Origin of the sequence: Micrococcus sp. APC 4021, assembly GCF_030407635.1 — a bacterium.
GTDB lineage: Bacteria > Actinomycetota > Actinomycetes > Actinomycetales > Micrococcaceae > Micrococcus > Micrococcus luteus.
Map to the genome: position 1 here is coordinate 1 of NZ_JASDCZ010000010.1, position 20441 is coordinate 20441.

Here is a 20441-nt window from a genome sequence, read left to right on the forward strand (position 1 = left end):
GGCGGGGCGCCCATCCGGGGCGTCGATCGGCCCGAGGCGAACAGGCTCGCCCCGGACCGGGGTCAGTCCGCGGACACGGCCACGGCGTCGTCCTCGGCGGGCGGGACCGAGACGAGTTCGGGGGAGGCGCCGGCGCCGACGGCCTCGATGCGCTGGTCCACGGGCACGCCCGAGCCGTCCCGGCGCCCGTACTCGATCGGCAGCGCGCGGGCCACGCCGGCCCGGGAGGCCGCGAGCGCGGGCGCGGCGCCGATCCAGCCGAGCTCGAGGCCGCTCTCGCCCTTGAGCAGCCGGTGGGCGCGCACGCCGCCGGTGCCGCGGCCGTTGGCCGGATACTCCCCGAGCGGCGTGACCTTGACGGAGCCCGGGGCGGAGCCCAGCACGTCCGCTTCGCCGTCCGTCACGGTCACCACGACGGCGGGCCGCGGGTGGGCCGCGGCGTCCGCACCGGTCTCGGTGAGGGAGGCGGCGGGGGCCACCCCGAACGCGAGCACCGTGTCCCCGGCGGCCAGCCGGATGCCCGCGACACCGCCGCCGGCCGGGCCCTGGGGGCGCACGGCGGAGGCGGCGTAGCGCAGCAGCTGGCCGGTGCGGGTGAGGAAGACGAGCTGGTCGGCCTCGTCCGGGGCGGGGGCGGCGCCGACCACCGCATCGCCGTCCTTCAGGGCGACGGCGTCGACGACCTGGCGGTTCAGGGGCCATTCCGGCCGGACGCGCTTGACGACCCCGTGGGCGGTGCCCAGCGCCAGGACGGCGTCCAGGGGGACCAGGGCCACGAGCGTCTCGCCCTTGGCCAGGGGCACCAGCTCCGCGGCGGGGACGGCCGCGGTCATCGCGGGGGCCGCGGACGGCTCGCCGGCCACCGGCAGGTCGACCGCCTGGAGGCGGTGCAGCGCGCCGGCGGAGGTGAGGGCCCCGATCTCACCGCGGGCCGTCGTCGGGACCACGGAGGCGAAGGCGTCGTGCTTGCGGCGCCGGCCCTGCGGGGCGATCGGCGTGCGGTCCGCGGTGCGCAGCAGGCGTCCGGAGGTGGAGAGCAGGGCCCAGCACGCCGTGTCCGGGACCATCAGGTCCGCCCCGGCCTCAGCGGCGCCGGCGGGGGTCGGCCCGGACGGTGCGGGCCCGGCGGCGGGGGCCGCGGCGGTCTCGGCCTCGAGCAGGACCGTGCGCCGGTCGTCGCCGTGCTCGTCGGCGACGGCCTGCAGCTCGGCCGAGACCACCTCCCGCAGCCGCGCGTCGGAGGCGAGGATCGCCTCGAGCTCGGCGATCGCGGCCTGCAGCTCGTCGCGCTCGGCCTCCAGCTCGATGCGGGAGAACTTCGTCAGCTGGCGCAGCCGCAGCTCCAGGATGTGATCGGCCTGCACCTGAGTGAGGTCGAAGACGCCCATGAGGCGGGTGCGCGCGGCCGCCGTGTCGTCCGAGGAACGGATGATCTCGATGACCTCGTCGATGTCCACGAGCGCCAGCAGCAGGCCCTCGACGAGGTGGAGACGATCGCGGTGCTTGCCGAGGCGGTGCCCCGTGCGGCGCCGCACCACGTCCAGACGGTGGTCCACGTAGACCCGCAGCAGGGGCAGCAGGCCCAGGGTCTGCGGCTGGCCGTCGACGAGCGCGACGTTGTTGATCCCGAACGTCTCCTCGAGCGGGGTGTGCCGGTACAGGGCGGCCAGCACGGCCTGGGGGTTGAACCCGGACTTGAGCTCGATTTGCAGGCGCAGCCCGTTCTTGCGGTCCGTCAGGTCCACGACGTCGGCGATGCCGCTGAGCTTCTTCGCGTCGACGCCGGCCTTGATCCGCTCGATGACCTTCTCGGGGCCCACGCCGTACGGCAGCTCGGTGACGACCAGGCCGGTGCGACGCGCGGAGACCTGCTCCACGGCGACGGCGGCCCGCATGCGGAACGTGCCGCGGCCGGTCGCGTAGGCGTCGCGGACGCCGTCGAGCCCCACGATCCGGCCGCCCGAGGGGAGGTCGGGGCCGGGGATGTGGGCCATGATCGCCTCGAGGTCCGCCTCGGGGTCCGCGAGCAGGTGGCGCGCGCCCGCCACGACCTCGCGCAGGTTGTGCGGGGCCATGTTCGTGGCCATGCCGACGGCGATGCCGGTGGTGCCGTTGACGAGCAGGTTGGGGTAGGCGGCGGGCAGCACGGCCGGCTGCTGGAGCTGGTTGTCGTAGTTGGGGACGAAGTCCACGGTGCCCTCGTCGAGGTCCGCGGTGAGCGCCAGGGCGGCCGGGGCCATGCGGGCCTCCGTGTAGCGCGGGGCCGCGGGGCCGTCGTCGAGCGAGCCGAAGTTGCCGTGCCCGTCCACCACGGGCAGGCGCAGGGAGAACGGCTGGGCGAGGCGGACCATCGCGTCGTAGATCGCGGCGTCGCCGTGGGGGTGCAGCTTGCCCATCACCTCGCCCACCACACGGGCGGACTTGACGTGGCCGCGGTCCGGGCGCAGGCCCATGCGGGCCATCATGTAGAGGATGCGCCGCTGCACCGGCTTGAGGCCGTCGCGCGCGTCCGGCAGGGCGCGCGAGTAGATCACCGAGTAGGCGTACTCGAGGAAGGACGCCTCCATCTCCTCGGAGACGTCGACGTCGACGATGTTCTCCTGCTCCAGCGGCAGCGGGCGCGGGGCGTCCTGCTCGGCGGGGCGGGAACGGGATGAACGGGCCATCATGGTGGTCGGGGAGTCCTCACGGCGTCGGGGATTGTCTACAGTGATCCTATGGGTGAGACCGAAGCCGTCCGCGGATATCCCTCCCACTGGGAGGCCGATGTGGTGCTCCGTGACGGTGCGACGGCCCACCTGCGGCCCATCTCGCCCGAGGACGCCGCCGAGCTGCAGCGCATGCACGCCGGGCAGTCCGAGAACTCCATCTACCTGCGCTACTTCACGTACAAGTCCGAGCTGAGCGCCAAGGACCTGGACCGGTTCACCCACGTGGACCACCGGGACCGGGTGGCGTTCGTGATCACCCGCGGCGGCCGATTGCTCGGCGTGGGCCGCTACGACCGCTACGGGGACTCCGACGCCGCGGAGGTCGCCTTCAACATCTCCGACGCCGCGCAGGGCCGCGGACTGGGCTCCATCCTCATGGAGCACCTCGCCGTGGCCGCCCGCGAGAACGGCATCCGCCGCTTCACCGCCGAGGTCCTGCCCGAGAACCGCAAGATGCTCTCGGTGTTCCAGGAGTCCGGCTTCGAGGTGACTCGCCGCTTCGAGGACGGCGTCGTGGCCGTCGAGTTCCCCATCGACCCCACCGCCCGGTGGCGCGCCGTCGTCGAGTCCCGCGAGCACCGCGCCGAGTCCCGCAGCGTCGCCGAGCTGGTCGAGCCCGCGTCCGTGGCCGTCGTCGGCGCCTCCCGCGATCCGCAGGCCGTCGGCTCGCTCGTGCTGCGCCACGTCCTCGAGGCGGGCTTCACGGGAGCCGTCCACGCCGTGAACCGCGCCGCCGAGGACGTCCAGGGCCTCACCGCCCACCGCTCCCTGGCCGACATCGGCGAGCCGGTCGACCTCGTCGTCGTCGCTGTGCCCGCCGACGAGGTCGAGGCCCTCATCCCCGAGGCCGCCGCGGCCGGGGCCCAGGGCCTCGTGGTCCTCACCTCGGGCTACGCCGACGCCGGCGCCGAGGGGCTCGAGGCCCAGCGCCGCCTGGTCTCCCTCGCCCGCGCCCACGGCATGCGCGTGATCGGCCCGGCCTCGGCCGGCCTGGTCCGCACCGACCCCGCGATCCGCCTCAACGCCTCCCCGTCCCCGGGCCTGGCCCAGCGCGGCCCCGTCGGGCTGTTCAGCCAGTCCGGCGCCGTCGGCGCCATGGTCTCCGCCGGCGTCAAGCGCCGCGGGGTGGGGATCTCCACCTCGATCAGCGCCGGCAACCGTGCGGACGTCTCGGGCAACGACGCCATGCAGTTCTTCGAGGCGGACCCCCACACCGCCGCCGTCGGTGTGTACCTCGAGTCGTTCGGCAACCCACGCAAGTTCTCCCGCATCGCCCGGCGGCTCTCCCGCACCAAGCCCGTCGTGGTGGTCCGCTCCGACGTCACCGGGCGCTTCCTGCCCCCGGGCCACGAGACCCGCACCACCCAGGCCCCCGAGGGCGCCGTGGACTCGATGCTCGACCAGACCGGCGTGCTCGAGGCCCACACGCACGAGGCCATGCTCGACATCCTCATGGCCGTGGCCAGCCAGCCGCTGCCCACGGGCCACCGCGTCGTCCTCGTGGCCGACTCGCTCGCCCTGGACCGGCTGGGCCGCGACGCCGCGGCCGAGGCCGGGCTGGAGGTCACGGCCACCGTCGGCCTCGTCGGCAGCGAACAGGGCATCGCCCCGCCCGCCGAGACGCTGGTCTCCGCCGTCCGGGACGCCGTCCGCCACGAGCAGGCCGACGCCGTCGTGGTGCTGGCCCGCCTCGGCCTGCACCAGGCGGACGACGAGCCGGAGCGGCTGGCCCACGCCCTCGCGGACGCGACCCGGGACGCCCGCATCCCCGTGCTCGGCTGCCTGACCGACGTCGTCTCCCCGCGCTACCGCGGCGCCACGCTCGGCGCCACCGGGCCCGTGGGTGACGACGCCGAGCCCGGCTCCCTGCAGCCCGGTCTGCCCTTCTACCCGTCGCCGCAGCAGGCCATGACCGTGCTCGGCGCGCTCGCGGACTACGTCCACTGGCGCCGCCAGGAGGTCGGCGAGCCGCTCGAACCGACCGGCCTGCACCCGCACGAGGCCGAGGAGCTCGTGGAGGCGGCCGCCGCGCGTGCCGAGGGCACCGAACTCGTCCGGCTCTCCGACGAGGAGACCGAGACGCTGCTGGGCCACTACGGGATCACCGTGCTGCCCTCGGCCCGGTTCGAGACCGCCGACGAGGCCGTGGCGGCCGCCGAGCGGCTCGGCTTCCCCGTGGCGCTCAAGGCCGTGGACCCCCACCTGCGGCACCGACTCGACCTGGGCGGCGTCCGCCTGAACGTGGTGGACGCCGACTCCCTGCGCCGCAACGTCGAGCACATGCGCCGTCTGCTCGCGCCGTTCGGCGTGCGCGAGCTCGAGGTCCAGGCCATGGCCCCCGCCGGGCAGGCCTGCATGCTCACGGCGCTCGAGGACCCGCTGCTGGGCCCCGTGGTCTCCTTCGGCATCGCCGGCGACGCCACGGACCTGCTGGGGGACTGGGTGCACCGCGTGCCCCCGCTCACGGACCGGGACGTGGCCCGCATGGTCCGCGCCCCCCGCGCCGCCGTGAAGCTGCGCGGCACCGGCGGGGTGCCCTCCGTCGACCTCGCCGCGCTGGAGGACCTCGTGGGCCGCGTCAGCGTCCTCAAGGACGACCTGCCGCAGGTCGCCCGCCTGCGCTTCGCGCCCGTGCTGGCCGCCCCCGAGGGCGTGACGGTGCTGCAGGCCGAGGTGCACGTCGCCAACGCGGCCCGCCGCACCGACTCGGCCCGGCGCGCGCTGCGCGGCCGCTGACCGGGCCGTCCACAGCGGGCCCGGACGGCCCGGCACCGGACCCGTAGCATGGGGGACATGAGCCCGTTCCGCAGGAGTCACGAGCCCGGCCGTCCCGACCACCGCCCCGACGCCCCCGAGGCCGAGGGCCGGCAGCGCGAGGCCCGCACCCTGGACGGCAGCGGCGGCCTCGACGCCTCGCTCGTCCGCGCCGGCTTCTACCCGGACCTCGTGGCGCACGCCATCGCCGTCGAGCTCGAAGGCCGCACCCCGGACGCGCACCTCGTCCACGTGGACACGCACTTCGACTACGAGGAGATCCACCGGCACATCACGGCCCTCGTGCTCGCCGGGGACACCCTGCTGGCCGTCCACCTCGACGACCACGCCGCCGACCCGGCCGGCCAGGCGGTCCTCGCCCAGGTCTCCACCGAGATGGTCCCGGTCCGCGCCCTCGGCTCCGTGGTCCTGACCACCGGCCACGCCGACCCCGCCCGCTTCCGGCCGTCCGACCCCGTGGCCGAGATGACCCTCGGGCTGATGTGGGCCGGAGGCCAGCGACTGGACCTGCAGCCCGCCGGCTGCGCCGACCCCCAGTGCGACCTCGACCACGGCTACACCGGCACCGCCACCCGCGAGGACCTCGTGATCCGCGTCGCCGCCGACGCCGACGGGCAGGGGGCCGTCGACGGCGCCCTGGCCTTCGCCCGGGCCCTGCGCCGCGCCCACCTGGCGGCCACCACGTGACGGGGCCCGCCCTCCCCGCGGGCGTGGTCCCCGCCGACCGTGCCCTGCGCTCCGTCCTGACCTCCGCCGCGGCCGCCCTCGGTGTCCCGGGCTGTGAGAACGCGCTCGCGGTCCCGGCGGGCCGCCGCGTGGTCGTCGCCCTGGTGGACGGCCTTGGACGGTCCCTGCTGAAGCGCTTCGGCGGCCACGCCCCCACGCTGCGCTCGGCGATGGCCGACGGCGGCCGCGTCCTCAAGGTGGCCGTGCCCACCACGACGGCCGCCTCCCTCACGAGCCTGGGCACCGGGCTGGACGTCGGGGAGCACGGCGTGGCCGGCTACGACGTGCTCGACCCGGACCGGGACGTGGTGATCAATCAGCTGGGCGGCTGGGACGAGGCCACCGACCCGGTGGGGTGGCAGCCGAAGCCCACCGTGTTCGAGCGCGCCGCCGCGGCCGGCGTGGACGCCGTCACGGTCTCGCTGCCCGCCTTCGAGCGTTCGGCCCTGACACGGGCGGGGCTGCGTGGCGGCCGGTTCGTGGCCGGTCGCACCCTGATCGCCCGCGCCCAGGCCGCCGAACGCGTGATGAAGGACGCGCGCGTGCCCACGCTCGTCTACTTCTACGTCAACGAGCTGGACAAGGCCGGCCACCGGGACGGCGTGGGCTCGGAACGGTGGCTGCACGCCCTCGAGGAGATCGACGCGGCGGTGCGGCGCCTGGTGGACCGCGTGCCCGCCGGGACGGTGGTGCTCGCCACCGGCGACCACGGCATGGTCGACGTGCCGCCGTCGCGCCGCGTGGACTACGCCGCCCTGGACGAGGCCGGGGAGCTCGCCGACCCCGCGCTGCTCGAGGGGATCGCGCACACCGCGGGGGAGCCCCGCCTCGTGCAGCTGCACTTCCGGTCCGACGCGGGTCCGGACGTGCGCGAGAGGGTGCGGCGCACCTGGGCCGAGCGCTACGGGGCGCACGCGTGGGTGCTCACGCGGGACGAGGCCGTCGACGCCGGCTGGTTCGGCGCCGTCGTCGAGGACCGGGTCCGTGCCCGCATCGGGGATCTGCTCGTCGCCGTGCACGGGGATCTTGCCCTCTACGACGGCCGGCGGGTGCCCCCGCACGCCTTCGAGATGGTGGGCCAGCACGGCGCGCCCACGCGCGCCGAGCGGGAGGTCCCGCTGCTCACCTGGCACCGCTGAGCCCGCCCCGCGGCCGGGGCCGGGCCGGGGTCAGTCGCCCTTGCGGCCGAAGACGATCTCGTCCCAGCTGGGCACGGACGCGCGGCGAGCGGCCGAGCGGGCCCGGGGGCGCGGCGTGACGGTCGGCATGGCAGGGCGCGCGGCACGCTCGCGAGGCGCGGGCTCCGCCCCCTCGTCCTCGACACCCGCGTCCGCGACGTCTGCGGCAGTGTCCTCGGCGCGGTCGGTCTCGGCGGCCGGTTCCGGCGCGTCGACGACCGGGGCGTCGTCGGCGGTCGTCAGGGCCCCCTCGGCGTCGACCGGGGCGAGCCGCTCGGGCGCCTGGGCGGCCTCGCGCCGACTCCGGTCCTGGTGCTCGCGAGCGATCAGGTGCGCGAGCGCGTCGTCCGACTCCAGGTCCGCGCCCACACGCTGACCCCGGCGCACCCGCAGGATCTCCAGCAGATCGGCGTCGCGGTCGGCGGCCGGGGAGTGCGCACCCGCGGGGGTCACGGCGTCCTCGGCGTCCACGTCGTCCGTCACCGGTTCGGCCGCGGGGGCGCGGGGGACCAGGTCCCAGGCCTCCGCCTCGGACAGGGCGCGGGCCCAGGCGTTCTCGGGTTCGAGGTGGCGTCCGGCCGGGCGGAACGTCCAGAGCGCCGGCGGCTCCTCGCGGGTGGGCAGACTCCTCGCGCCGGCCACGGCGAACCGGGCGGCCACGGTCCAGCCGGCCTGGTCCTCGCGCCACGCGTCCCACTCGAGGCTCGCCTCGTCCACGCCCAGCTCGGCGAGTCGGTGCGCGGCGAGCTCGCCGAGCGTCGTGGGGCCGCCGTCCTGGACGAGGTCCGCGTAGAGGTCGGGCCCGCCGACCCAGACCTCGACGGCGCGGGCCTGTCGGGCGATCCAGTCGCGCTCGGCCAGGACGGGGTGACCGTAGGTGCGGATGCGCGAGAACGCGTTCCCGCTCTCCCGGGCGACCTGCTCCACGGAGGCGCCCGCACGGATGCGCTGCTGGATCTCCCGGGGGGTGAGGGGCTCGGCCTCGTGGGTCGCGGCGGCCTTGATGGACTCCTGGTCGGTCAGCGGCGCCGGGGTCGGGCCGTCTGCGGTCTCATCGTCGGCCGCGGGCTGCGGGTCGATGCGGGGGGTGAGCGCGAGGTCCTCGTCCGGACGGGTCGGGCCGGAGGGCACGTCGGGAGCCCGCTCGCCCTCCTCCGCGGCATCGTCGGCCTGCGTCGTCGCGTCCACCGGTCCCTCGGCGTCCTCGTCGCCCGTCCCGGGGACGTCCGTCTCCGTCATGTCGTGCCAGGCCGCGGGGCCGCCCTCGGCCGGTCGCACGGCCTCGGGCGCAGCGCCCTCGATGACCAGCCGGCGCAGATAGGGGGAGAGGGCGAGCGTGTGCTCCTCACCCTCGGGCCCCGACAGGCGCAGCGCGTCGCCGTCCTCGGTGGGTCCGGTCAGTCGCAGCTCTGCCATGGCGGTGGTCCCTCCCACATCGTGTTCTGGTCACCGGGCATGTGGACGCCCGGCCGGGCATGCCCCGATCCTAGCCGCCGGGCCGCAGACCACGGCCCGGGCGAGGGACGAGCGGCCGCGGGAATCCGCCCTGGGCGAGCGTGCCCGTCAACATTTGGCACGGGTTCGGCCATGGTGCACAATCTACGCGCAACGGCGCAGGCCGGTGACGCGTGGTCCGCCCACGACGCCGTCCGCGCAGTGCCGGCACCGGTCCCGGTGCCGTCCCCCACCAGCGGAGCGTGAAACCCCATGGCCACTGACTACGACGCCCCTCGCAAGAACGAGGAAGAGCTGAGCCAGAACTCCATCGAGGAGCTGAAGGCACGGCGCACGGACACCCAGTCCGCCGTCGTGGACGAGGACGAGGCGGAGGCCGCCGAGGGGTTCGAGCTGCCTGGCGCCGACCTCTCGGGTGAAGAGCTGATGGTGCGGGTGCTGCCCGCCCAGTCGGATGAGTTCACCTGCGCCTCCTGCTTCCTGGTCCGCCATCGCTCGCAGGCCGCGCGTGAGAAGAACGGCCTGATCTACTGCAGCGACTGCGAGGGCTGAGCCCCCGCCGCCGGGGCGGTCAGCGGTCCTCGGCCGCCCCCTCCTGCCGGGCCATGGCCCCGCCGAGGGCCGCGACCAGCTCCTCCGGACGCCGGGTGCTGGTCAGCCAGTAGGGCGTGCGGTCGCGCTCGTCGGTCAGCTGGATCCGCACGACGGGCGCGATCCAGCCGCGCACGTTCACGAAGGCCAGCCCGTGCAGCAGCGGGCCGCGCTGGGCCCGGGCGTCCTCGCCGCGATACCCCGTGACCTGACCGACGTGGTGCCGTTCGATGCTGGCGCGGCCCACCTGGAGGGTGCGTTCGCGCACCACGATGCGCGGGGTGGTGGCCACCAGGATCAGGACCTCGACGGCGAAGAACGCGACGGCGGCCGCGATGCCCACCCCGAGGTCGATCGGCGCGAACACGAGGATCGTCAGCGCCGCCAGCATGAGCGCCACGGCCCAGACCCCCGGGGAGGGCGTCAACCGCTCCTCGAACAGGACCGGATCGGGTCCCGCCGCAGCGCCCTCGGGGGCGCGACGGGAGGCATCGGCGACGGGGTGCTGCTGGGGATCACGCATGGGTCCCAGCTTCCCACATCCGGACTCCGGTCCCGCCGCGCGGCACCGGCAAGGGCGCCCGCCCGGCCGCCTCGACGCGGCCCCGGGCCGACGGGTGCTCGTGTAGGGTCGGGCCTCGTGACCGACTCCGCCGAGCTGCCCGTGCCCCTGCACGCCCTCGATCCGGGCCTGGCCCCGCCCGCCTACGCGCAGCCGGGCGACGCGGGCGCGGACCTGCGCACCGCCGTCGACGTGACCCTGGCCCCGGGTGAGCGTGCCCTCGTGCCGACCGGCGTGGCGCTGGCCATCCCGGAGGGCCACGCGGGGTTCGTGCACCCCCGCTCGGGCCTCGCGGTCCGCCACGGCCTGAGCGTCGTCAACGCCCCCGGCACCATCGACGCCGGCTACCGCGGCGAGATCAAGGTGCCCCTGATCAACCTGGACCCGACCGAGCCGATCGTGCTGCGCCGCGGCGACCGGATCGCCCAGCTCGTGCTGCAGCCGGTCGTGCGGGCCCGCTTCGAGCCCGTGGACGCGCTGCCCGACTCCGAGCGCGGGGCCGGCGGCTTCGGCTCGACCGGCGGCTTCACCGCCGACACCACCCCTGGGAGGACGTCGTGATCTTCGGACGCAACCGCACCGTGCGCCACGAGCAGGTCAGCCTGCCGGCCGAGCTGCTGGAGGAGCGCGACCTCGAGATCGCCGCCGCGCCGGAGGCAGCCGACGTCGGCCCGCACGACCTCGCCACCCGCCCGGACCCCGCCGGCATGATCGACCTGGGGTCGCTGCGCCTGCGGGCGGTCCAGGGCATGAAGCTGCGCCTCGACGTCGAGGACGCGACGAAGCGGATCGTCGCCGCCACCGTCAGCCTCGGCCGCTCGGCGCTGCAGGTCCAGGCGTTCAGCGCCCCGCGCCGCACGGGTCTGTGGGACGACCTGCGCGCCGAGCTGCACGACTCCCTGTCGACCACGGCCCACGCGACCGTGCAGGAGCAGACCGGCCGCTTCGGCATCGAGATCCTCACGCGCGTGCCGGCGGCGCTGCCGGACGGCTCGCCGGGGTGGAACGTCGCCCGGTTCGTGGGCGTGGACGGTCCGCGCTGGTTCGTGCGCGGCGTGTTCCACGGCGAGGCCGCCTTCCAGCCGGAGGCCGCCGAGCCGCTGGAACAGGTGTTCTCCGACCTGGTCGTGGTGCGGGGCGACGAGCCGCTCCCGCCGCGCGAGCTGCTGCCCCTGCGTCCGCCGCCCAACGCGCGCCCGCTGCAGCGTCGCCGCCCGGCCCCGGACGAGGGCCGGGACGTGCTCGCGGACACCGCCGCCGGCCCGGGGGACGGCGCGGCACCGGAGACCACCGCGCTGCCCGAGCGCGGTCCGGAGATCACGGAGATCCGGTGAGCCCCGCCGTCGCGGCCCGCCCGACCGGCGCCGCAGGCCGCATCGAGCGCCGCGGCGTCATCGCCTCCGTCACGCTGCCCGGCGCGGACGAGGCGACCGTCTTCCGCGCGGCCCTGGCCGACCGCCTGCCCGCACCCGGGAGCATGGCGCCCGCCGAGACGCTGCAGCTGGTCTGGCACGGGCGGCGCCGCGTGCCCGGCGTCATGCCGGGGGAGTGGCTGACGGTCCGCGGCCGCGTCACCCAGATGGACGGCGTGCCCACCCTGCACAACCCCGAGTTCGACCTGGTCGACGCGCCCGAGGCCACGCTCTGAGCACGGCCCCGAGAGGAGAGCCCATGACCGAGCCGCGTGGCCCCGTCACCGCCGCCCCGGACGGGGCCGGCCCCCTGCCGTCTCGAGCCCGCCTGGACGAGCGCGGCCGCCTCGACGCGCTGGGCAGCGTCGGTGGCTGGCGCGGCATCGTCGAGGCCTCCCTGCCCACCCTCGTCTACATGGTCGGCTACGTCGCCACCCAGCAGGTGTGGCCCTCCGGCGTGGCCGCCGTCGCGGTCGCTCTCGTGCTGGGCGTCGCGCGCCTCGTCCAGCGCCAGTCGCCGGTCCAGGTGCTGGCCGGCCTCGCCGTCGTCGTCCTGTCCGTCGTGGTCTCCCTGACCACCGGCCAGGCCCGCGACTACTACCTGTGGGGCTTCGTCACCAACGCCGCCTACGGCCTCGCGTTCGCGGTGTCCGCCCTCGTGGGCTGGCCCGCGGCGGGCCTGGTGCTCGGCCTCGTGCGCGCCGAGGGCACCCGCTGGCGGGCCCACCGGCCTCGGCGCCGCGCCTACGCCGCGGCCACCTGGATCCTCGTGGCCGTGTTCGCGCTGCGCCTGGCGGTGCAGGTGCCCCTCTACCTCGGGGACGCCGTCACCGCGCTCGGGGTGGCCCGCCTGGTGATGGGCCTGCCGCTCTATGCCCTGGGGCTCTGGCTCGCCTGGTCCGTCAGCTCGCCCGGTCAGGACGACGGCGTGTCGGCGGACTCCGCCGCCTCCGAGCGCCCCTGAGCGCGGCCCTCGCCGACGAGGAGGCGACGCAGGGCCGGCTCGGCGGAGCCGGCGGCCAGGAAGAAGAGCTCGTCGCCCACCTCCAGGACCTCGTCCGCCGACGCCTGCCGGGGGGCACCGTCGCGCACGACCGCCACGAGCGGAGCCTCCTGCGGCCAGGACACGGTGCCGATGCGCCGGCCCTCGAGCCAGTGCTCCGCCGGGACCCGGAACTCGGACAGCGCCGCGCCGCCGGCCTCCAGCCTGAGCAGGCGCACGAGGTCCCCGGTCTCCACGGCCTCCTCCACGAGCGCCGTCATGATCGAGGGGGTGGACACGGCCACGTCCACGCCCCACGACTCGTCGAAGAGCCAGTCGTTGAGCGGGTTGTTGACGCGGGCCACGGTGCGGCCGACGCCGAACTCCGAGCGGCTCAGCAGGGAGCACACGAGGTTGACCCGGTCGTCGCCGGTCGCCGCGACGAGCACGTCCGCCTCCAGGGCGCCGCACTGCTCGAGCACGGTCAGGTCGCACGCATCCCCGAGGACGAGGCGTGCGCCGCCGACGTCGGCCTTGCGGGCCGCGTCCGTGCGCGCCTCGACGACGACCACCTCGTGGCCGTGCGCGTGCAGCTCCCGCGCGATGGAGGCGCCCACGGCGCCCGCTCCGGCGATGACAGCCCTCATGCCCGTCCCTCCTCGTCCTCGTCCGCGCCGTCCGGCACGCGTGCCTCGCCCTGCAGGGCGGCCTCCACCCGGTCCCGGCGGTCCACCGGGTAGACGGCGTGCAGCACGTCGCCCTCCTGCAGGCGGTCGCCCGGCCGGGGCAGCTGGCCGTCGCCGAGCCGGGTGAGGTAGGCGATGCGCATCCCCACCGTGGACTCGACGTCGCTCAGCCGGCGGCCCCACCACGAGGAGTGGGGGACCAGCTCGGTCACGAGCAGCCGGCCGGAGGCGTCGCGGTGCTCCGCGGCGGCGGTGCCGGCCGGCAGCAGCCGGTGCAGCACCTGGTCGGCCGTCCACTGGATCGAGGCGACCGTGGGGATGCCCAGGCGCTGGTACAGCCGGGCCCGGTCGGCGTCGTAGATGCGCGCCACCACGTGGTCCACGTGGAAGGTCTCGCGGGCCACGCGGGCGGCGATGATGTTCGTGTTGTCGTCCGCGGTCACGGCCGCCAGGCCCTGCGCGCGGTCGATGCCGGCGGCGCGCAGCGCGGAGCGGTCGAAGCCCACGCCGGCCACGAGCTCGCCGGAGAAGCCGGGGGCCAGCCCCTCCACGGTCCGCGGGTCGCGGTCCACGAGGGCGACGCCGTGACCGGCCGCGTCCAGCGCGGCCGCCAGCCGGGTGCCCACCCGTCCGCCGCCGACGATCACGTAGTGGGCCATGCCCGTCCCTGCCTCTCGTGCGGTGCTCCGTGCGCCGGGGAGCCGACGCGGGCTCCATCCTCGCATCCGGCGGGCACGTCCGGGAGTATCCGCGTCGCCCCAGCACCCGGGCCCGGCGGGAGTACCGTGGTGCGGTGGCCACGCTGTCCTCCCTCCTGCGCCGCGGCCTCCTCGGTCGCCCCGTGACGTCGCACGCCGCCGACGAGCCCCGCATGAACCGGTGGCGGGCGCTGCCTGTGACGTCGTCGAACGCCCTGTCCTCCCTCGCCTACGCCCCGGACGAGATCATCCTCACCCTGGTCGCCGCCGGCACGTCCGCGCTCGCGCTCGGACCCGCCGTCGGCTGGGCCGTCGTCGCGGTGATGCTGCTCATCGTCGTGTCCTTCCGCGCCGCGGTCGCCGCCGTTCCGCACGGCGGCATCTACCACATGGCCGGCACGAAGTTCGGCCCGAGGGCCGGCGTCGTCGCCTCGGCCGCGCTCCTGCTGGACTTCGTGTTCACCGCCGCGGTCTCCGTGGCCGCCTTCGCCCACTTCGTGGCGGCGCTGGCCCCCGGACTCACCGTCGGCAGCCGCGTGCTGGTGGCCTCGGCCGCGCTCGTGGGCGTGCTGCTGGCCGCGCTCCGCGGGGTGCGGCTGTCCCGGTGGGTGCTGCCCGTGCTCGTGAGCGTGTTCGTCGCCCTGACCGCGCTGCTCGTCCTGGCGGGTCTGTGGCAGGAGGGCCGTGGGCTGCTCGGCGCGGCGCCGACGGCCGGGTGGACGCAGGAGGGCGCCGGGGTCGGCGGGACCGTCGGCACCGTGGCGACGGCGCTGCTCGCCCTGCGCGCGTTCAGCGCGGGATCGGTGCTGCTCACCGGCGTCGAGGTGCCGGTCTCGAGCACCCGCCTGATGGCCCGGCCGGCCGTGCCCACGGTGCGGTGGGTGCTCACCGTGATGGCCCTCACCCTCGGCGCGCTGACCGTGGGCGTCATGCATCTGGCCCAGCGCACCGGCGTCGTCGTCGGGCTGGAGCTGGAGAACCTCCGGGACGCCGCGGGCGGGGAGGTCACGCCCGACCGCGCCCCCGCCCCCGTGCTCGCCCAGCTCGCGGACACCGTGTACGGCCCGGGCAGCGTCCTGTCCGTCGCCACCATCGCGGCCACCGCCCTGCTCCTGCTGTTCGCTGCCAAGTCGGCGTTCCGCTCGTTCCCCGCCCTGGCCGCGCGCGTGGCCGAGGACGGCTACCTGCCCCGGCAGCTGAGGGTCCGCAGCGACCGGCTCGTGCACACGTGGAGTGTCCTCGGGATGGGGGCCGTGGCCCTCTCACTCGTGCTGTTCTTCGAGGCCCGGACCGCCCTGCTCGTGCAGCTCTACGTCATCGGCGTGCTGCTGGCCTTCACGCTCGCGCAGGCCGGCATGCTGCGGCTGTGGCGCCGCCGGCTCGTGCACACACCGGGCGCCCGGGCCCGGGCGGCCGTCCGGCTGCGCCTGATCATCACGGCGGTGGCCTGGGTGGTCACGGCGCTGGCGGGCGTCGTCGTCCTGGTCACCCGCTTCACGCAGGGCGCGTGGGTGGCGCTGCTGGCGATCGTGCTCGGCTCGCTGGTGATGGGGCGGATCCGCCGCCACTACTCGGACGTGGACCGCGAGCTCGCACCGGACCCCCAGGACGACGCGCGGGCCCTGCCCTCGCGGGTCCACGTGGTGGTCGTCGTGACCACGCTGGACCGGCCGGCGCTGCGGGCGCTGGCCTACGCCCGCGCGTCGCGGCCGTCCTCCCTCGAGGCCGTCGTCGTGGACGCCGAGCGCGCCGCCACCCTGGAGGTGATCGACGCCTGGGAGCGTGCCGGCCTGCCGATGTCGCTCACCGTGATCGCCTCGCCCTACCGCGACACGGTGGCCCCCCTGGTGCGGCATGTGCGCGAGCACCGACGCCGCTCCCCGCGGGACCTGACCATGGTGTTCATCCCGGAGTACGTGGTCCGGCCGGGCTGGCGCACGCTCCTGCACAACCGGACCGCCACCCGTCAGACGCGGCGACTGCAGCGGGAGCCGGGCGTGATGGTGGGCTCGGTGCCGTGGCAGGTCCACGAGGGCCAGGGCTCTTGACCGCCCCGGCGCCCCCGGGGAGCGGCGGATGACGCCGTCCGACGGCGCGCCCACGATCGAGGCGACACAGCCGCATCGGTCTGCAAGGATGATGATGATCTGACCAGTCGATGCTCAGGGCAAGACCTGAAGCGCGCTGCGATGCGAGAGGAGCCAGACATGGCAGTCGTCGACACGTCCACAGACGTCACCGGGATCGGGAGGACCATCGAGGTGGAGGTCGGGGCCATGGCCCACGGCGGCCACTGCGTGGCCCGGCACGAGGGGCGGGTCGTCTTCGTGCGCCACGCCGTGCCCGGCGAGAAGGTCCGGGTGGCCCTGACCGAGGCCGAGGACGGGGCCCGCTTCTGGCGCGGCGACGTCGTGGAGGTGCTGCGGCCCTCCGAGTTCCGCCGCATCCACCAGTGGAAGCTCGCGGACATGCTGCGCGCCCACGCCTCGGGTCGCCCGCCCGTGGGCGGCGCCGAGTTCGGCCACATCGTGGTCCCGCACCAGCGCCGGCTCAAGGCCCAGGTCTTCCGGGACACGGTGCACCGCATCGCCGACCTCGCGGTGGAGCCGGAGGTGTGCTTCGCCGGCTCCGAGGACGAGCCCACCGGCCAGCGCTGGCGGACCCGGAACGCGTTCGCGGTGACCCCCCAGGGGCACATCGCGATGCACGCCTACCGTTCGGCGACCCTCCTGCCCGTGCGCAACATGCCGCTCGGCGTGCCGGCCCTCGATGCGCTCGCCCTGTGGGACTGGGACTTCACCGGAGCCGCCCGCGTGGACGTCGCGACGCCGGCCTCCGGCTCCCGCCCCCTCGTGCTGGTGACGCCCACCCCGCAGACGCGGGCGGACGAGGTCAAGCTCGGCCGGCTGCGCACCCGGATCCGCCAGGCCGCCAACGCGTGCGGCGTGGACGTCTCCGCCGGCCTGGCCCTGCCCGGCCCGAAGCAGTTCCAGCCGGTCAAGGTCGAGCGCATCACCGGGAAGACCTGGGTCGAGGAGACCGTGGAGTCCGAGCGCGGCGGCACCAAGCGCTTCCGCGTCACGGGTGACGGCTTCTGGCAGGTCCACCAGCACGCCCCGGCCACCCTCGTGGACGCGGTGCTCGAGGACGCCCGAGTCGAGCCGGGCCAGGTCGTGGCCGACCTCTACGGCGGCGCCGGCCTGTTCAGCGCGTACCTGGCGGACGCCGTGGGACCCGAGGGCCGCGTGTACTCGGTGGAGGCCTCCCGTCAGGCCTCGAAGGACGCCCGCCGCAACCTGCACGAGCAGCCGCAGGCCTCGGTGCTCAACGGCCCCACGGACAAGGTGCTCGGCAGCTGGCTGAAGTACCCCGAGCGCCCCGTGGCCGACGGCGGCCTCGGCGGGGTCGCGCTGGACACCGTGGTCCTGGACCCGCCGCGGGCCGGCGCGGGGCGGCGGGCGATCGAGCGCATCCTCGCGCTCGAGCCGGGCCGCATCGTGTACGTCTCGTGCGACCCCGCCTCGTTCGCCCGCGACCTGGCGTGGCTGCGCGACGGCGGCTACGAGGTGGAGCGCGCCCGCGTGTTCGACCTCTACCCGGACACCCACCACCTCGAGTCGGTCACCGTGCTGGTGCCGGCCGCCCAGAGCGCACCGGCCCCGGCCGTCGTCGAGATCTGATCCGGCGCCCGCGCGGCGGCCTGCGGGCCGCCGCGCGCCATGCCCGCGTCACACGCGACCGGCGCGGTACCCTGGGACACAGTGCGGCACCTGTGACGCAGACGACGCCCGTCCCGGACGGCGCGCGGTCCGCGGCCGCGGGTGACCACCCCCCACTGGACGAGCGCCCGGAGGAAACCGGGCGGGAAGAGGAGTCCTCTCGTGACCACCGTCGACAGCTTCGGCTCCAAGGGCGTCCTGGACGTCAAGGGAGCCGAGTATGAGATTTTCCGTCTGAACAAGGTCGAGGGGGCGCAGAAGCTGCCCTACTCCCTGAAGGTGCTGCTGGAGAACCTGCTGCGCACCGAGGACGGCGCCAACGTGACCGCCGACCAGATCAAGGCCCTGGCCGCCTGGGACCCGAACGCCCAGCCGGACACCGAGATCCAGTTCACGCCGGCGCGCGTGATCATGCAGGACTTCACCGGCGTGCCCTGCGTCGTGGACCTGGCCACCATGCGTGAGGCCATCCAGGACCTGGGCGGCGACCCGGAGCGCGTGAACCCGCTCTCCCCGGCCGAGCTCGTGATCGACCACTCCGTGCAGATCGACTCCTTCGGCAACGACGCCGCCATCGAGCGGAACATGGAGATCGAGTACGAGCGCAACGGCGAGCGCTACAAGTTCCTGCGCTGGGGCCAGACCGCCTTCGACGACTTCAAGGTCGTCCCCCCGGGCATGGGCATCGTCCACCAGGTCAACATCGAGAACCTGGCCCGCACCGTGATGACCCGCGAGGTCGACGGCGTGCTGCGCGCCTACCCGGACTCCTGCGTCGGCACCGACTCGCACACCACCATGGTCAACGGCCTGGGCGTGCTCGGCTGGGGCGTCGGCGGCATCGAGGCCGAGGCCGCGATGCTCGGCCAGCCCGTGTCCATGCTGATCCCGCGGGTCGTGGGTTTCAAGCTGACCGGCAGCATCCCGTCCGGCGCCACCGCGACCGACGTGGTGCTGACCATCACCGAGATGCTCCGCCAGCACGGCGTGGTCGGCAAGTTCGTCGAGTTCTACGGCGAGGGCGTCGGCTCCGTGCCCCTGGCCAACCGCGCCACCATCGGCAACATGTCGCCCGAGTTCGGCTCCACCGCCGCGATCTTCCCGATCGACGAGGTCACCCTCGACTACCTGCGCCTGACCGGCCGCTCCGAGGAGCAGGTCGCCCTCGTGGAGGCGTACACCAAGGAGCAGGGGATGTGGCACGACCCGTCCTCCGAGGTCGCCTACTCCGAGTACCTCGAGCTGGACCTGTCCACCGTGGTGCCCTCCATCTCCGGCCCGAAGCGTCCCCAGGACCGCATCGAGCTCACCGACTCCAAGGACCAGTTCCGCAAGGACCTGCACAACTACGCCACGCAGGACGAGGCCGGCGAGGGCCGCCCGTCCAAGCTCGTGGACGTGGCCATGCCGGACGGCCGCCAGTTCCAGCTGGACCACGGCGCCGTGTCCATCGCCTCGATCACCTCGTGCACCAACACGTCCAACCCGTCCGTGATGATGGCGGCCGGCGTGCTGGCCCGCAACGCGGTCGCCAAAGGCCTGAAGTCCAAGCCGTGGGTGAAGACCTCCGTGGCCCCGGGCTCCCGCGTGGTGACCGACTACTACGAGAAGTCCGGGCTGCGCGAGTCCCTCAACGACCTCGGCTTCAACGTGGTCGGCTACGGCTGCACCACCTGCATCGGCAACTCCGGCCCGCTGGAGTCCGAGATCTCCGAGGCCATCCAGGAGAACGACCTGTCCGTGACCGCGGTGCTCTCCGGCAACCGCAACTTCGAGGGCCGCATCAACCCGGACGTGAAGATGAACTACCTGGCCTCCCCGCCGCTGGTGGTCGCCTACGCCCTGGCCGGCACCATGGACTTCGACTTCGAGAACGAGGCCCTGGGCCAGGACACCGAGGGCAACGACGTCTTCCTCAAGGACATCTGGCCGGACCCGACCGAGGTCCAGAAGATCATCGACGCGTCGATCGACACCGAGATGTTCACCTCGCAGTACGCCACGATCTTCGACGGCGACGAGCGCTGGCAGTCCCTGGAGACCCCCTCGGGCTCCACCTTCGAGTGGGACGAGAAGTCCACCTACGTGCGCAAGCCCCCGTACTTCGAGGGCATGACCATGCAGCCGGACCCGGTGTCGGACATCTCCGGCGCCCGCGTCCTGCTCAAGCTGGGCGACTCCGTGACCACGGACCACATCTCCCCGGCCGGCTCCTTCAAGTCGGACACCCCGGCGGGCCGCTACCTGCTGGAGAACGGCGTGCAGCGCAAGGACTTCAACTCCTACGGCTCCCGTCGTGGCAACCACGAGGTGATGATCCGCGGCACGTTCGCGAACATCCGCATCAAGAACCAGCTGCTCGACGGCGTGGAGGGCGGCTTCACCCGCGACTTCACCCAGGAGGGCGCCCCGCAGGCCTACGTGTACGACGCGGCGCAGAACTACGCCGAGCAGGGCACCCCGCTGGTGGTCCTGGGCGGCAAGGAGTACGGCTCCGGCTCCTCCCGTGACTGGGCGGCCAAGGGCACGGCGCTCCTGGGCGTCAAGGCCGTGATCACCGAGTCCTTCGAGCGCATCCACCGCTCGAACCTCATCGGCATGGGCGTGCTGCCGCTGCAGTTCCCCGAGGGTGAGAACGCCGACTCGCTGGGCCTGACCGGCACCGAGACCTTCGACATCTCCGGCATCACCGCCCTCAACGAGGGCACCACGCCGAAGACCGTGAAGGTCACGGCCACCGGTGAGGACGGCAGGGTCACCGAGTTCGACGCGGTCGTCCGCATCGACACCCCCGGTGAGGCCGAGTACTACCGCAACGGCGGCATCCTGCAGTACGTGCTCCGTCAGATCGCCGCGAAGGCCTGATCCACGGGACACCGCCCGCGCGCGGGCACCACGACGACGGCGGCCCGCCGCCCTCCGCACGGAGGGCGGCGGGCCGCCGTC

Annotated in this window: 16 protein-coding genes; 11 read left to right on the forward strand and 5 right to left on the reverse strand. The window is 74.8% G+C overall.

Translation table 11 applies throughout. The annotated features are described in order from the left end of the window. Positions 1–62: 62 nt before the first annotated feature. Positions 63–2669 (reverse strand): DNA topoisomerase (ATP-hydrolyzing), encoded by a 2607-nt coding sequence (locus QL983_RS01950; RefSeq protein ID WP_290151144.1) that lies wholly within the window; start codon positions 2667–2669, stop codon positions 63–65. A gap of 48 nt (positions 2670–2717) precedes the next feature. On the opposite strand from QL983_RS01950, the gene QL983_RS01955 reads away from it, so the two are divergent. Genes QL983_RS01955 through QL983_RS01965 form a run of 3 tightly spaced genes read left to right on the forward strand, consistent with a single transcriptional unit; the run spans position 2718 to position 7351 of the window. Next, the gene (locus QL983_RS01955; protein WP_115166170.1) at positions 2718–5447 is read left to right on the forward strand and encodes a GNAT family N-acetyltransferase; all 2730 of its coding nucleotides are present in this window, start codon (positions 2718–2720) and stop codon (positions 5445–5447) included. A gap of 57 nt (positions 5448–5504) precedes the next feature. After that, the gene (locus QL983_RS01960) at positions 5505–6173 is read left to right on the forward strand and encodes a DUF5998 family protein (protein ID WP_036382843.1); all 669 of its coding nucleotides are present in this window, start codon (positions 5505–5507) and stop codon (positions 6171–6173) included. 23 nt (positions 6174–6196) lie between these two features. Continuing rightward, positions 6197–7351 (forward strand): nucleotide pyrophosphatase/phosphodiesterase family protein, encoded by a 1155-nt coding sequence (locus tag QL983_RS01965; protein ID WP_290151145.1) that lies wholly within the window; start codon positions 6197–6199, stop codon positions 7349–7351. Positions 7352–7381: 30 nt separating this feature from the next. Here the strand turns inward: QL983_RS01965 and sepH are convergent, their stop codons facing one another. After that, a complete protein-coding gene (gene sepH, locus QL983_RS01970) occupies positions 7382–8806 on the reverse strand; it encodes a septation protein SepH (RefSeq protein ID WP_123244104.1) in 1425 nt (474 codons plus the stop codon). A gap of 291 nt (positions 8807–9097) precedes the next feature. On the opposite strand from sepH, the gene QL983_RS01975 reads away from it, so the two are divergent. Further along, on the forward strand, positions 9098–9397 hold the full coding sequence (locus QL983_RS01975; RefSeq protein WP_041104622.1) for a DUF4193 domain-containing protein: 300 nt from the start codon (positions 9098–9100) through the stop codon (positions 9395–9397). A 19-nt stretch (positions 9398–9416) separates the two neighbouring features. Here QL983_RS01975 and QL983_RS01980 read toward each other — a convergent pair whose 3' ends face one another. Then, a complete protein-coding gene (locus QL983_RS01980) occupies positions 9417–9959 on the reverse strand; it encodes a DUF3093 domain-containing protein (protein ID WP_230297437.1) in 543 nt (180 codons plus the stop codon). A gap of 117 nt (positions 9960–10076) precedes the next feature. On the opposite strand from QL983_RS01980, the gene dut reads away from it, so the two are divergent. Genes dut through QL983_RS02000 form a run of 4 tightly spaced genes read left to right on the forward strand, consistent with a single transcriptional unit; the run spans position 10077 to position 12374 of the window. Beyond that, entirely contained in the window at positions 10077–10559 is a 483-nt protein-coding gene (gene dut, locus QL983_RS01985) for a dUTP diphosphatase (RefSeq protein ID WP_036382821.1), read from the forward strand. Then, positions 10556–11332 carry a DUF3710 domain-containing protein gene (locus tag QL983_RS01990; protein WP_230297436.1) on the forward strand — a complete coding sequence of 259 codons (777 nt, stop codon included), beginning with the start codon at positions 10556–10558 and terminating at the stop codon, positions 11330–11332. Before dut ends, QL983_RS01990 begins: the two co-directional genes overlap by 4 nt. Next, the gene (locus QL983_RS01995; RefSeq protein ID WP_041104625.1) at positions 11329–11646 is read left to right on the forward strand and encodes an OB-fold nucleic acid binding domain-containing protein; all 318 of its coding nucleotides are present in this window, start codon (positions 11329–11331) and stop codon (positions 11644–11646) included. Before QL983_RS01990 ends, QL983_RS01995 begins: the two co-directional genes overlap by 4 nt. Positions 11647–11669: 23 nt before the next feature. Further along, positions 11670–12374, forward strand: coding sequence for a DUF3159 domain-containing protein (locus QL983_RS02000; RefSeq protein ID WP_041104626.1), 705 nt, complete (start codon positions 11670–11672; stop codon positions 12372–12374). Here QL983_RS02000 and QL983_RS02005 read toward each other — a convergent pair. Together QL983_RS02005 and QL983_RS02010 are read right to left on the reverse strand one after the other, a co-directional pair. Next, a complete protein-coding gene (locus tag QL983_RS02005) occupies positions 12326–13039 on the reverse strand; it encodes a TrkA family potassium uptake protein (RefSeq protein ID WP_041104627.1) in 714 nt (237 codons plus the stop codon). The genes QL983_RS02000 and QL983_RS02005 overlap by 49 nt on opposite strands. Then, the gene (locus QL983_RS02010) at positions 13036–13737 is read right to left on the reverse strand and encodes a TrkA family potassium uptake protein (protein ID WP_010078554.1); all 702 of its coding nucleotides are present in this window, start codon (positions 13735–13737) and stop codon (positions 13036–13038) included. Before QL983_RS02010 ends, QL983_RS02005 begins: the two co-directional genes overlap by 4 nt. A gap of 134 nt (positions 13738–13871) precedes the next feature. On the opposite strand from QL983_RS02010, the gene QL983_RS02015 reads away from it, so the two are divergent. The 3 genes from QL983_RS02015 to acnA all read left to right on the forward strand — a co-directional run bounded on the left by QL983_RS02015 (position 13872) and on the right by acnA (position 20360). Continuing rightward, positions 13872–15824 carry an APC family permease gene (locus tag QL983_RS02015; protein WP_144820216.1) on the forward strand — a complete coding sequence of 651 codons (1953 nt, stop codon included), beginning with the start codon at positions 13872–13874 and terminating at the stop codon, positions 15822–15824. Between the two features lie 159 nt (positions 15825–15983). Further along, positions 15984–17456 (forward strand): TRAM domain-containing protein, encoded by a 1473-nt coding sequence (locus QL983_RS02020; RefSeq protein ID WP_237069098.1) that lies wholly within the window; start codon positions 15984–15986, stop codon positions 17454–17456. A gap of 201 nt (positions 17457–17657) precedes the next feature. Beyond that, positions 17658–20360, forward strand: coding sequence for an aconitate hydratase AcnA (gene acnA / locus QL983_RS02025; protein WP_203552676.1), 2703 nt, complete (start codon positions 17658–17660; stop codon positions 20358–20360). The last annotated feature ends 81 nt before the right edge of the window (positions 20361–20441 follow it).

Coding starts and splice junctions, on each gene's coding strand:
- QL983_RS02005 (WP_041104627.1), bottom strand. CDS start 13,039: ATGAGGGCTGTCATCGCCGGAGCGGGCGCCGTGGGCGCCTCCATCGCG.
- QL983_RS01975 (WP_041104622.1), top strand. CDS start 9,098: ATGGCCACTGACTACGACGCCCCTCGCAAGAACGAGGAAGAGCTGAGC.
- QL983_RS01955 (WP_115166170.1), top strand. CDS start 2,718: ATGGGTGAGACCGAAGCCGTCCGCGGATATCCCTCCCACTGGGAGGCC.
- sepH (WP_123244104.1), bottom strand. CDS start 8,806: ATGGCAGAGCTGCGACTGACCGGACCCACCGAGGACGGCGACGCGCTG.
- QL983_RS01960 (WP_036382843.1), top strand. CDS start 5,505: ATGAGCCCGTTCCGCAGGAGTCACGAGCCCGGCCGTCCCGACCACCGC.
- QL983_RS02010 (WP_010078554.1), bottom strand. CDS start 13,737: ATGGCCCACTACGTGATCGTCGGCGGCGGACGGGTGGGCACCCGGCTG.
- QL983_RS02000 (WP_041104626.1), top strand. CDS start 11,670: ATGACCGAGCCGCGTGGCCCCGTCACCGCCGCCCCGGACGGGGCCGGC.
- QL983_RS01950 (WP_290151144.1), bottom strand. CDS start 2,669: ATGATGGCCCGTTCATCCCGTTCCCGCCCCGCCGAGCAGGACGCCCCG.
- QL983_RS02020 (WP_237069098.1), top strand. CDS start 15,984: ATGGCAGTCGTCGACACGTCCACAGACGTCACCGGGATCGGGAGGACC.
- QL983_RS01980 (WP_230297437.1), bottom strand. CDS start 9,959: ATGCGTGATCCCCAGCAGCACCCCGTCGCCGATGCCTCCCGTCGCGCC.